Source organism: Sorangium sp. So ce295 (assembly GCF_051527405.1).
Lineage (GTDB): Bacteria > Myxococcota_A > Polyangia > Polyangiales > Polyangiaceae > Sorangium > Sorangium cellulosum_B.
The window spans coordinates 9233872-9245258 of the sequence record NZ_CP150324.1; the positions used below are offsets into that span (position 1 = coordinate 9233872).

Sequence of the window (11387 nt, forward strand, 5' to 3'; positions counted from 1 at the left end):
GGCATCGGGCCTTTTGACGATGGCTGCGCGCGGCGAGCGGCGGCCGCGGCCTGCGCGTCGGCGCCGAGTCGCCCGCCGCGAGCGCGAGCCCAGCCGGGGCTACCGGCCGCGCCGGGTGCGCTCGGCAGCGAGGTTGATGACGCCGGCCGCGTCGTGAGTGGCGGAGGTGTGGCGCCCCGTTCACGCATCGCGCCTCGCGCTGCGATTTGGACGGAAAATCCGCATGGATCGGGAAGGTACGAGCTTTGCTCTTACCGCCGTCATGAGGCACTGCTTTCGTTCGCTGGTTCTCGTGGGGGCTCCTTTCATCTTCGTCGCGGGCTGCGGCGGATCGGACGGCGACACGTTCGCCGAGCCCACCGAGGCGCCGGCAACCCCGTCGACTCCGGCGGAGGTAGACACCACCTATGAACAGATCGGGCGCGGCTGCGGCGACGACGGCTCCCTCGTTCGCTCGCTGACGCACGTCCCCGCGCTCACCACCAACAACCTCTGGATCGCCCCAGAGAACGACGCCGCCGGCCTGGCCGCGTCCAGGAACGACGATGGCTGGGGAGCGAGCGTGGGCGTCTACGAGCTCGGGTTCGAGTCGACCGGGGATAACATGGAGAGCCACTCCGCCGAGCAGGCCGCACGATGCGACGCGGTCAGCGAGATCTTCAACCCCGCCGGGGACAACGCGCGGCACCGCTTCCTCAACGTCCTCGTCTACGCCGGCGATCACCCGCACGCCGAGGCGATGCCCGCCGAGGGTCTCCCCGCCGCGGTCGAGGCGCCGGTCCGCCTGAAGGGCTACCTGGACGTGGCCGAGGGCACGCGCGAGGAGATCGAAGACGGCGTCGTGTACCGGGACGCGCAGCACCAGTACCTGCCCATCTACGTTCGCTGCGAGAAGCCCATGAAGATCACCTACGAGGAGCGCCTGTTTTCGAGCGAGGAGGTCGAGGCGCTGAAGATCGACACCCGCATCTGTCGCCCCGTCGCCGAGGACGGCTACAGCTGCCTCTCCGAGCGCCCGCAGCCGATCGAGGGTGCGTGCACGTTCGTGGCGGCCGACGCGAAGTACGTGACGACGAGCGGCGAGGAGCACAACCTATCGCTCGGTGGCCGCATCGAGCGCGGCGAACAGCTCAGCTACACGATCACGGTCGACCGCTTCGCCTTCCACTGAACGAGGGTCCTCGGTCAGGGAGCGTGACGTCGGAGCGCGCGCACGTGCACCGGGATGCGCTCGAGGGCGCACCGCGCGGCCTCGGACGCCGCTGGATCAACCGGGGAGCGCGGCGGTCAAATCCAGCTCGACCAGCTGACCGGGGAAGCCGAGCGAAGCGACCCCGAGCAGGGTGCTGGCCGTACCGAAGGCCGCGCCGAGCGCCGAGTCGTTCAGTCGCTGCCACACCGCGCCCAGCACCTGGTCGTCGTCGCTGACCACGTAAATCACCGAGCGCACCACGTCGGCGGGCTGCGCCCCGACCGCATTCAGGACGGCCAGCGCGTTCGCTGCCATCTGGTCGGTCTGCGCGAGGTAGTCGCCCGCGCCGACCACGTTGCCGTCGAGGTCGAGTGGGCACTGGCCGGCGAGGAAAGCCAGCCGGCCGGCCTCGACGATCGTGACGTGGTGATAACCGGGAGTTTGGTGGACGTCGGGCGGGTTGATCTTCACCAGGCGCATCGAAGGGGAAGGAAAAGCAAACCAATTCGAGGAGGTCAAGGGCCGTGCGCGCTGTTGGCTGTGAAGGCGCACGACGAGCTCAGGGAAACCGATCACGCAGGTTCCACGTCGAGCCCCGGATCGCCGAGCGGCATACGCGGCCGCGGCGAGGAGGAGAAGGCCGCCGAGGACGGCGGCAGCGCGTCTCGGGGGCGATGCATTTCGCGCGACCTACGACGCGGACCGGATCCCGAGCGTCCGCTGGATCATCGCTTCGATGGCCTCGAACGGCTGCGCGCGGCGAGCGGCCGCCACGGCCTGCGCGTCGGCGCCGACGGGTTGCTGGAACGGCGTCTCCGGTTCATGCACCGCGCGCCAGATGGCCTCGACCACGAGGTTGGCGTCCGGGACCGGCGCGGCCTTCTGGAATGAGCTCATCGCCGACGCGAAGGCGTCCAGGTGGGCCTGGTAAGGAGATCCGAACTGACGCGCCGATCCCAGAGCCTTGCGCAAGATCTCCGTCGTTGGGAAGGCGCCGGGCTCCACGACCCGCACGCGGACGCCGAACGGCTTGGTTTCATGGTAGAGGGCCTCGGACATCCCCACGAGCGCGAATTTGGTCGCGGCGTAGATGCCGTCCCCCGGCAATGCGAGGAAACCGGCGACGGAAGACACGTTGACGATCACCCCCTGTCTCCGGGCCCGCATCGAGGGCAGCACCGCCCTGCTCATCCGCAGCGGACCGAAGAAGTTCGTCTCGAACATGCGGTATGCCTGGGCGTCCGACGTCTCCTCGATCGTAGCGTGCAGGAAGATCGCCGCGTTGTTGACCAGCGCGTCGAGCGGGCCTGCCGCCAGCACCTGGGTGACTCCGCGCTCGACAGCCACGTCGTCGGTGACATCGATCACGACCGGCGTCACACCTAGCTCCCTCAACTCGCCAACGGTTCTTTCGCTCAAGTCACGCACGCCGGCGAACACCTCGTCCCCACGAGCCCGGAACGTCTTGGCGGCCTCGAAGCCGAACCCGCTGCTGCACCCGGTAATCAATACCCTTGCCATGGGATTCCTTTCTTGTCGTGACCGGCATTGTCCAGCCAGCCGCCGACGGTCTGACTCCCCTCGAAGCCGAATCAGAAGCAAGCCCGCGCCGCCGCGCGCCCAGGTACCTCAGAGGCTCTCACGCGCCAGCGTCGCGCAATGGTGAGCGCCCGCCGCCACGTCAGACGTGGCCGCCTTGGCCAAGCTGTTTGGCAAGGTCGATCCCAACGGAAGCTGTAGAGGCGCGCTGAGCCCCTTTCGGATCGCAGGATCACCGGAACGCGGCGGGAGCAGCCACCCAGAGACAATAGCCCCTAAGTGGCATTTGTCAAGAAGGCGCACTTTTCTCGCGCGCGCTCCTCGCCGGCCGACGAACCGGCGGCGCGCCTCAGGAGGAAGCGACCGAGCCGGCGCTCATTGCGGCGCGGTGCCGCTCCCACCGCGGCCGAACTCGCGCGCGAGCGTCCGGAAGGCCTCGTCCACGAGCTCTGGCAGGTCCTCGGTGGCCCCGCGCGCGATCCACGCGTCCATCGCGGATTGCACGACCGCCATCGCGCAGCTCGCCAGCACGCGCGGCGCGAGATCGTGCCGCGCGTCCAGGCCCATGCGCTCGGCCAGCGGCTCGCAGATCTCCTCCCCGCAGTGCCCCAGCCGCTCGCGCTGCCTCGCGCGGATCGCCGGCGTCCGCGCGACGAACTGCTGGATCAGGGCGAAGCGGGGCAGATCCCCCTCGTGGAACTTCACGATCGTCTTGACGGCGTTCCGCAGCGCCACGACGGGCGGCTCGCTCGGCGGGCGCGCCCGCACCGCCTCGCGCGCCGCCTCGATGAGCTGGTCCATCCACGCGATCACGAGGTCTTCCTTCGACTCGAAGTAGCGGAAGAACGTCCTCCGCGAGACCTCGACCACCCCGAGCACGTCATCGAGGGTCGTCTGCTCGTAGCCGTTCTTCAGGAAGAGCTCGATGGCGGTCTCGATGATCTGCGCGCGCGTGCGCTCCTTCTTGCGTTCCCTGAGCCCCGAGGGGCCGGCCTCCTTCATGCGGGCCAAGGTACCACGCACACGCTCCGGGTGCTCCTCCCTGAAGGCCGCGGAGCGTCGCGATCGCAGTCGCGGGAATACGGAGGTTGGCCGCGGTGCCCCGCCGTCAACATGCTATAACCCGCCGCCAGGCCCCGCGACGCAGCGGATCGCGACGTTGACCGGACATGGAATGAATCGAGGGGACGAATGAACGGAGGCGACCAGATCGCGAGGGCCGTCGGAGCGATCGTGGACTCTGGCGCGCTCGCCAGCGCAGCGACGATGGTCTGGCGCGACGGCAAGGTGGTTCAGCGCGCGTCGGTCGGGTGGCGAGACATGGAGGCCAGGCTGCCCCTCGAGCATGACAGTCTGTTCCGCATCGCGTCGATGACGAAGCCGATCACCTCGACGGCGGCGCTCATGCTGTTCGAGGAGGGGCGCTTCGCGCTGGCCGATCCGATCGCTCGCTGGGCACCGGAGTTCAGAGACATGCGCGTCCTGCGCTCTCCCACGGGCCCGCTCGACGAGACCGACCCGGCAGAACGACGGATCACCTTCGAGGATCTGCTGACGCACCGCTCGGGGCTGACCTACGGGGCCTTGCATCGTGGACCCATCGCGAAGGCCTACGGGGAGGCGCTGGGAGGCGATATCGACAGCCACGTGGCGCCCGACGACTGGATCACGCGCCTGGCTGCTTTGCCGTTGATCGACCAGCCGGGGGCCACCCTTCACTATGGTCACTCGACCGATCTCCTCGGGTTGCTCATTGCGCGCATCGAGGACGCGCCGCTCGGCGACGTGCTCAAGCGCCGGATCTTCGATCCGCTCGGCATGGCCGACACCGGCTTCATCGTGCCACGTGAGAAGCGGGACCGGCGAGTCAAGAACTATGGATTCGATGGTTCGGGCCGCCTCGCCGCGCGCCTCACCTGCCCAGGTGACTCGACGGTTCCTGAACGGCCTGATGACATGGACTATGTCTCCGGCGGCCAGGGGCTGTGGTCGACGCTGGACGACTATCTCGCGTTCGCGCGCATCTTCCTGGGAGCAGGCGCCGTGGATGGGGTGCGTATCTTGCGGCCCGAAACGCTCGCCTTGATGACCTCCAACCGCCTCACGGAGCAGCAGCGCGCCACGGCTGAGGTGGGAGGCATGCCGCTCTTCCGGGGCGGTCACGGGTTCGGGATGGGCGTCGCCGTGGTGCTCGATCCGAAGAAGGCCGAGCCCACGGTGTGTGGGGGCCGCAAGGGCGCAGTCGGCTGGCCAGGCGGCTTCGGAGGCTGGTGGCGCGCGGACGCCGATGACGACTCGGTGCTGATCTTTCTGGCACATAACATGGTCGAGCGGGACCAGCTCAGCAGGGGCATCGGCCTGGGAGTCTACGAAGCCATCACCCGGTTCCAGGCCCTGGCGCCGGCCGACGACGGCTGACGACCTCGCTCGGCGAGCGGCGCCAGGCCGCGCCCCTGGAACTGCCGGAGCAGGGCGCGAAGATTTTTTTCGAGCGACCGATGAGTTCTCCGCGGGCGGGGGGTCCATGGAGCAGAAGGAGGACAATTTCATGTCCCACAAGCTCTTCGTCAGCCTGCCCATCAAGAACCTCGATCGCACCGTGGCGTTCTTCAAGGCCCTCGGCTTCACGTTCAACCCGAAGGTCACGGGCGGGCAGGCCGCCTGCATGCTCATCGGCGAGCACGCCTACGCGATGCTGCTCGTCGAGCCGTTCTTCAAGACGTTCACCAAGAAGGAGATCTGCGACACCGCGACGCACGTGGAGGGGGCCTTCGGGCTCTCGTGCGAGAGCCGTGCCGAGGTGGACGCGATGGTGGCGAACGCGCTCGCCGGCGGCGGCAAGGAGGCGGGGCCGCCGGAGGACCACGGGTTCATGTACACCCGGAGCTTCGAGGACCTCGACGGGCACCACTGGGAGGTGGTGTGGATGGATCCGAAGACCGGGCAGTAAGCCGCACGGATCTCGGCGGAGGAGAAGACACTCCCCGCGTTCGTGCGCCCCGTCACGTGCCAAGAGGGCTGGCTGCTTCGCAGAGCCATGCCTCGCTGCTCCGGCGCGCCCCGACGGCCCGATCCGCGCGCTTGACAATCAATAAGCCGCGGCTTATAAGTCGTGGATGCAGAGCGCGGCCGTGGTCGAAGACAAGATCTTCCAGGCGCTGGCGGACCCCAGCCGCCGGGCGATCTTCGAGTCGCTCACGCGTGGCGAGGCGGCCGTGAAGGACCTCACGTCGCGCTTCGACATCTCGCAGCCGGCGATCTCGCAGCACCTCGCCACGTTGAAGGACGCCGGCCTCGTGAGCGGCCGGCGCGAGGGGCGCTGTGTCTACTACCGGGTGGAGCCGCGCGGACTGAAGCCGCTCGTCGACTGGATCACGCACTACCGCGCCTTCTGGATGGAGCGCGTCGATCGCCTCGAACAACTGCTGGAGAAAATGGACGAATGAACCCCACCGACACGACCGCACAATCGCAGACCGAATCCATTTCGTTCGAGTTCGATCTGAAGCATGCGCCGGAGAAGGTGTGGCGCGCGCTCACCGAACCGGCGCTGCTCGCGGAGTGGCTCCTGCCCACGATCGGCCTCCAGCTCGAGCCGGGGGCGGCGTTCACGCTCAAGACGGACCCGTACCCCGGCTGGGACGGCACCGTGAACTGCCGGTTCGTCGAGATCGAAGCGCATCGGAAGCTCAGCTACACGTGGAGCGTCCCCTTCCTGGAGACCGTCGTGACCTTCACGCTCACGCCGACGGCGTCGGGTACGCGCCTGTCCCTCGTGCAATCGGGCTTCAAGCCGGACCAGAAGCAGAACTTCGGCGGCGCGCGCTACGGCTGGAAGATGATGGGCGGGAAGCTCGTCGACCTGCTCGAGAGGGTCTCGTGAGCCGGGCGAGGCTCGTGGCCTACTGGGTGACCACAGGCCTGGTCGTGTCGTCCATGGTCTCGGGCGGCGTGGCCCACGTCCTCCACGCGCCAGCGAGCGTCGACGGCTTCGTGCGCCTCGGCTATCCGCTGCACTTCGTCACGCTCCTCGGCATCTGGAAGCTCCTCGGCGCGCTCGCGCTGCTGGCGCCGAAACTCCCGCGCTTGAAGGAGTGGGCGTATGCGGGCCTCGTGTTCGACCTCACCGGCGCCGCCTTCGCCTGGGCCGCCGTCGGCGCCAGCGACTCCACGAGCAACGCTGGCCACATCATCGCGCCGCTCGTGGTCCTCGCGCTCGCGGTGACGTCGTGGGCGCTGCGACCGGACTCGCGCAAAATGCCGGAACCCCTTCACAGACCGTCGGTGTTGATGACATGATCGCGAACATGGCCTCCTCCAAGCAGCACGCCGCAGACAGACAGCACGCCGCCGACAGCCACGATCTGATCCGCGTCCAGGGCGCCCGGGAGAACAACCTCAAGGACGTCAGCGTCGAGATCCCCAAGCGGCGACTCACGGTGTTCACCGGCGTCTCGGGATCGGGCAAGTCGTCGCTGGTGTTCGGCACCATCGCAGCGGAGTCGCAGCGGCTGATCAACGAGACCTACAGCGCGTTCGTGCAGGGGTTCATGCCGACGCTGGCCCGGCCCGAGGTCGACGTGCTGGAAGGGCTGACGACCGCGATCATCGTCGACCAGGAGCGGATGGGCGCCAACTCCCGCTCGACGGTCGGCACCGCGACCGACGCCAACGCGATGCTGCGGGTGCTGTGGAGCCGCCTCGGCAAGCCGCACATCGGCTCGTCCAACGCGTTCTCCTTCAACGTCCCGTCGGTCCGCGGGGTCGGGGCGATCTCGATCGAGAAGGCGGGCGGGAAGAAGACCGAGAAGCGCGAGTTCGTGGTCAACGGAGGCATGTGCCCGAAATGCGAGGGCATGGGATCCGTCTCCGACTTCGACCTGTCCCAGCTCTACGATGACAGCAAGTCGCTCAACGAGGGCGCGCTCAACATCCCCGGTTACTCGATGGATGGATGGTACGGGCGCATCTTCAACGGGTGCGGCTTCTTCGACGCGAACAAGCCGATCCGCAAGTTCACGAAGAAGGAGCTCCACGACCTGCTCCACAAGGAGCCGACCAAGATCAAGGTCGAAGGCATCAACCTGACCTACGAAGGGCTGATCCCGAAGATCCAGAAGTCGATGCTGTCCAAGGACGTCGACGCGATGCAGCCCCACATCCGGGCGTTCGTGGAGCGCGCGATCAAGTTCTCGACCTGTCCCGAGTGCGGCGGCACGCGGCTCAGCGAGGCTGCCCGGTCCTCGAAGATCAAGGGGATCAACATCGCCGACGCCTGCGCGATGCAGATCAACGACCTGGCCAGGTGGGTGCGCGATCTGAACGAGCCGTCCGTCAAGCCGCTGCTGGCGACGCTGCGGCACACGCTCGACTCGTTCGTCGAGATCGGGCTGGGCTACCTCAGCCTCGACCGGCCGTCGGGCACGCTGTCGGGCGGCGAGGCGCAGCGCACCAAGATGATTGGCCACCTCGGGTCGTCGCTCACCGACGTCACCTACGTCTTCGACGAGCCGACGGTGGGGCTGCACCCCCACGACATCCAGCGGATGAACGAGCTGCTGCTGCGGCTGCGCGACAAGGGCAATACCGTCCTCGTGGTCGAGCACAAGCCGGAGACGATCGCGATCGCCGACCATGTCGTCGACCTGGGCCCCGGCGCCGGCACCGCCGGCGGCGAGGTGGTCTTCACGGGCACCGTCGACGGGCTGCGGGCGAGCGGCACGCTCACCGGGCGTCACCTGAGCGACCGGGTCTCTTTGAAGCGGTCGGTGCGGAAGCCGTCGGGAGTGATGAAGGTGCGCGGCGCGCGCGCGCACAACCTGAAGAACGTCGACGTCGACATCCCGCTCGGCGTGCTGGTTGTGGTGACCGGCGTGGCGGGGTCGGGCAAGAGCTCGCTGATCCACGGCTCGGTGTCCGGCCGTGAGGGGGTGGTGTCGGTCGACCAGACCCCGATCCGTGGCTCGCGGCGGAGCAACCCGGCGACGTACACCGATCTGCTGGAGCCGATCCGCAAGGCGTTCGCGAAGGCCAATGGCGTGAAGCCAGCGCTGTTCAGCGCCAATTCCGAGGGGGCCTGTCCGACCTGCAACGGCGCCGGGGTGATCTACACCGATCTCGCGATGATGGCCGGCGTCACCACGGTGTGCGAGGACTGCGAGGGCCGGCGGTTCCAGGCGTCTGTCCTGGAGTACCGCCTCGGCAAGCTCAACATCGCCGAGGTGCTCGATCTGTCGGTCGCAGAGGCGGTCGGCTTCTTCGGCGCTGGCAAGGCGCATACGCCGGCCGCGCACGCGATCCTGCAGCGCATGGCCGACGTGGGGCTCGGCTACCTGCGGCTCGGCCAGCCGCTCACCACGCTGTCGGGCGGCGAGCGGCAGCGGCTCAAGCTCGCGACGCATATGGGCGCCGACGGCGGCGTCTATGTGCTCGACGAGCCGACAACCGGGCTGCACCTGGCCGACCTCGAGCAGCTGCTCGGGCTGCTGGACCGGCTCGTCGACTCCGGCAAGTCGGTCATCGTGATCGAGCACCACCAGGCGGTGATGGCGCACGCCGACTGGATCATCGACCTCGGGCCAGGCGCGGGCCACGACGGCGGGCGGATCGTGTTCGAAGGCACCCCGGCCGACCTGGTGGCCGCGAAGTCGACGCTGACCGGCGAGCACCTGGCGGCGTTCGTCGGAAACCAGCCGAAGGCTACCGCGTCTCGCCAATCTCGCTGAGCGCGCCTGTGTTCCCGGCCGGCGCCCCGAGCGCGCCGGCCGGGAGCGCGGTGGTTCTCATCCGGCGGACCGCGCCGAGAGCCGCATGCGCCACTCCGCCCAGGCGCGCACCTCCGGCAGCGGGTCCGCCGCCAGTCGGGCAATGGCCTCCGCGGGCACCGCAGCGTTGAGCGGCGCGGCGCGGCGCACGTCGGGCTCGGGATCGCGCGCCAGCTCGTCGAGCAGCTCCGGCGGCGCGGCCGCGTTCCACAGCACCGCGCGGCGGACCCAGCGCTCGGGATCGCGCGCGAGCCGTCGCAGGCCCTCCGCGGGCGAGCGCGGGTTGGCCGCGGCGCCGGCGCGGACGTCGTCGTCCTCGTCGCGGGAGAGGCGCTCCCAGCTCTCGGCCGACAGCTCGGCGCGCTCGGCCGCCGCGGCGCGCACCATCCCCAGCGCGTCGCGCGAGAGCCGCTCGATGATGTCGAGCGGCGTGGCGGCGAGGCCGGCGATCCGGCTTCGCGTGTAGCCGTAATCGTCGCGGCTGAGGACCTCGAGCAGATCGCCGGGGAGCCAGGGGTGGAGCGCCATCTCGTACCCTCCGAGCCGATACTGCTCCTCGATGTGCGGGGCGAGGAGCGGCGTCGGGAACGAAGGGTGGGAGTAGACCCCGTATCGTTGCGCCTCGTCGATGGAGGCGTCGAGCGGCAACGGAGGCCCGGAGACACGGCCCGTGTAGCGCCAGCGCCCGAACGCCTCGTGCTTGCCCTCCGGCGCCTGGTAATGAGGGTGCAGCTCGAGAATGGCCCGATCCTCGGGGGGTAGCGCCGCCGCGTAGCACAGGGCGTAGATGACCGACGACGAGGGATCGGCGGTGAGCCGCGCGAGCAGGCCGGGCGGCGCGTTCGGGTGCTCCGCGACCATCACGCGCACGTCTTTCTTCGGATCGCCGGCGAGGTGCTCCAGCAGCGAGGCCTGGAGATCGGGCCGCGCCGCCACCGCCATCCGCACCGCCGCGTCGGCGTCGCGCGCGAGGGCAGCGACGTCCGCGGGATCGAGCGCGGGGGCGAGGGCCACCGCGTGACGCACCACCGGCGATCGGTGCGCGGCGAGAGAGCGGCGCAGATCGGGATCGAGCGCCGGGTGACGGGCCGCCGCGCGGACCAGCCAGAAGGCGAGCGGCGCGTCGACCTCGCGATCCAGGGTGGCGAGGGACGCGAGGGCCCCCGGAGCGGCGCGCGGATGAAGGGCGATGGCCTCCGCTTCGAGGAGAGCGCGCTCGAGCCCCTCCGCGCTGTGCAGCGAGCGCGCAGCGCGGCCGAGCAGCCGGCTCAACGTCTCCGTGGACGAGGACGGGTGTCGGGCCACGGCGCGGCGCACGGCATCGGCGGGATCGTCGGCGAGCGCGGCCAGCACCTCGCCTGCGGTCGCGGGGTTCTGCGCCACGTGCTCGCGGACCTCGGCGACCGGGTAGCGCGCCGCGCGCTCCAGGTCCTCGCGCCGCGCGCTCGCGGCGTCCGCGAAGGCCTGGCGATGCACGACACGCCGGAGCTCATCGACCAGGGGATGGTGGCGCTCCACGGCCTCGGCCTCGGCGAGCCGCCGCGCGGCCTCCTCGTCCCGCCCCACGAACACATCGACCAGCCCGCGCGCCGCGAGCGTGTGCGCCTTCGCGCCCGGCGCGACGACCCGCTCGTGCGCGACGAGCGCCTCCCGCTCGGCGTCTGCGAGGGCCTGCCCCGCGAGCGCCCGGCGCGCGTGATTGACAATCGCGGACGCGAGCGACATGTCCAGCCAGCCCATGTACCAGCCGCGGAACGAGAGCCCGGTCGGCCCCATCTCTGCATCGCCCTCGGCCGCCGTGAAGTCGCTCCACACCTGGCCGGCCAGATCCCCGGTCACGACGAGGCGCGCTGATCTTCGGGGGTGAGCGTGCGCAGGGCGACGAGCTTGGC

The 11387-nt window shown here is 69.5% G+C and carries 11 protein-coding genes; 7 read left to right on the forward strand and 4 right to left on the reverse strand.

Annotated features, from left to right (window positions below; all coding sequences use genetic code 11):
* The first annotated feature begins 292 nt into the window (after positions 1–292).
* The gene (locus WMF11_RS35000) at positions 293–1171 is read left to right on the forward strand and encodes a hypothetical protein (RefSeq protein WP_437973805.1); all 879 of its coding nucleotides are present in this window, start codon (positions 293–295) and stop codon (positions 1169–1171) included.
* A gap of 96 nt (positions 1172–1267) precedes the next feature.
* Here the strand turns inward: WMF11_RS35000 and WMF11_RS35005 are convergent, their stop codons facing one another.
* The 3 genes from WMF11_RS35005 to WMF11_RS35015 all read right to left on the reverse strand — a co-directional run bounded on the left by WMF11_RS35005 (position 1268) and on the right by WMF11_RS35015 (position 3733).
* On the reverse strand, positions 1268–1672 hold the full coding sequence (locus tag WMF11_RS35005; RefSeq protein ID WP_437973806.1) for a RidA family protein: 405 nt from the start codon (positions 1670–1672) through the stop codon (positions 1268–1270).
* A gap of 210 nt (positions 1673–1882) precedes the next feature.
* Positions 1883–2713 (reverse strand): SDR family oxidoreductase, encoded by an 831-nt coding sequence (locus tag WMF11_RS35010; RefSeq protein WP_437979369.1) that lies wholly within the window; start codon positions 2711–2713, stop codon positions 1883–1885.
* A 393-nt stretch (positions 2714–3106) separates the two neighbouring features.
* Entirely contained in the window at positions 3107–3733 is a 627-nt protein-coding gene (locus tag WMF11_RS35015; RefSeq protein WP_437973807.1) for an acyl-CoA-like ligand-binding transcription factor, read from the reverse strand.
* A gap of 231 nt (positions 3734–3964) precedes the next feature.
* Here WMF11_RS35015 and WMF11_RS35020 point away from each other — a divergent pair, with 231 nt between their 5' ends.
* From WMF11_RS35020 to WMF11_RS35045, 6 genes are all read left to right on the forward strand, one after another.
* On the forward strand, positions 3965–5149 hold the full coding sequence (locus WMF11_RS35020) for a serine hydrolase domain-containing protein (RefSeq protein WP_437973808.1): 1185 nt from the start codon (positions 3965–3967) through the stop codon (positions 5147–5149).
* A 130-nt stretch (positions 5150–5279) separates the two neighbouring features.
* Positions 5280–5681, forward strand: coding sequence for a VOC family protein (locus tag WMF11_RS35025; protein WP_437973809.1), 402 nt, complete (start codon positions 5280–5282; stop codon positions 5679–5681).
* Between the two features lie 166 nt (positions 5682–5847).
* Entirely contained in the window at positions 5848–6177 is a 330-nt protein-coding gene (locus tag WMF11_RS35030) for an ArsR/SmtB family transcription factor (RefSeq protein ID WP_437903596.1), read from the forward strand.
* Positions 6174–6614, forward strand: a complete 441-nt coding sequence (locus tag WMF11_RS35035; protein WP_437973810.1) for an SRPBCC family protein — start codon at positions 6174–6176, stop codon at positions 6612–6614. The genes WMF11_RS35030 and WMF11_RS35035 overlap by 4 nt, the downstream gene beginning before the upstream one ends.
* Positions 6611–7030, forward strand: a complete 420-nt coding sequence (locus WMF11_RS35040) for a DoxX family protein (protein WP_437973811.1) — start codon at positions 6611–6613, stop codon at positions 7028–7030. The genes WMF11_RS35035 and WMF11_RS35040 overlap by 4 nt, the downstream gene beginning before the upstream one ends.
* A gap of 8 nt (positions 7031–7038) precedes the next feature.
* Positions 7039–9456 (forward strand): ATP-binding cassette domain-containing protein, encoded by a 2418-nt coding sequence (locus WMF11_RS35045; RefSeq protein ID WP_437973812.1) that lies wholly within the window; start codon positions 7039–7041, stop codon positions 9454–9456.
* Positions 9457–9513: 57 nt separating this feature from the next.
* On the opposite strand, the gene WMF11_RS35050 is transcribed toward WMF11_RS35045, so the two are convergent.
* Positions 9514–11334 carry a HEAT repeat domain-containing protein gene (locus WMF11_RS35050; RefSeq protein ID WP_437973813.1) on the reverse strand — a complete coding sequence of 607 codons (1821 nt, stop codon included), beginning with the start codon at positions 11332–11334 and terminating at the stop codon, positions 9514–9516.
* Positions 11335–11387 lie beyond the last annotated feature (53 nt).

Excerpts from the sequence above, each read along its gene's own strand:
- WMF11_RS35005 (WP_437973806.1), bottom strand. The coding sequence starts at position 1,672 with ATGCGCCTGGTGAAGATCAACCCGCCCGACGTCCACCAAACTCCCGGT.
- WMF11_RS35010 (WP_437979369.1), bottom strand. The coding sequence starts at position 2,713 with ATGGCAAGGGTATTGATTACCGGGTGCAGCAGCGGGTTCGGCTTCGAG.
- WMF11_RS35015 (WP_437973807.1), bottom strand. The coding sequence starts at position 3,733 with ATGAAGGAGGCCGGCCCCTCGGGGCTCAGGGAACGCAAGAAGGAGCGC.
- WMF11_RS35025 (WP_437973809.1), top strand. The coding sequence starts at position 5,280 with ATGTCCCACAAGCTCTTCGTCAGCCTGCCCATCAAGAACCTCGATCGC.
- WMF11_RS35030 (WP_437903596.1), top strand. The coding sequence starts at position 5,848 with ATGCAGAGCGCGGCCGTGGTCGAAGACAAGATCTTCCAGGCGCTGGCG.
- WMF11_RS35035 (WP_437973810.1), top strand. The coding sequence starts at position 6,174 with ATGAACCCCACCGACACGACCGCACAATCGCAGACCGAATCCATTTCG.
- WMF11_RS35045 (WP_437973812.1), top strand. The coding sequence starts at position 7,039 with ATGGCCTCCTCCAAGCAGCACGCCGCAGACAGACAGCACGCCGCCGAC.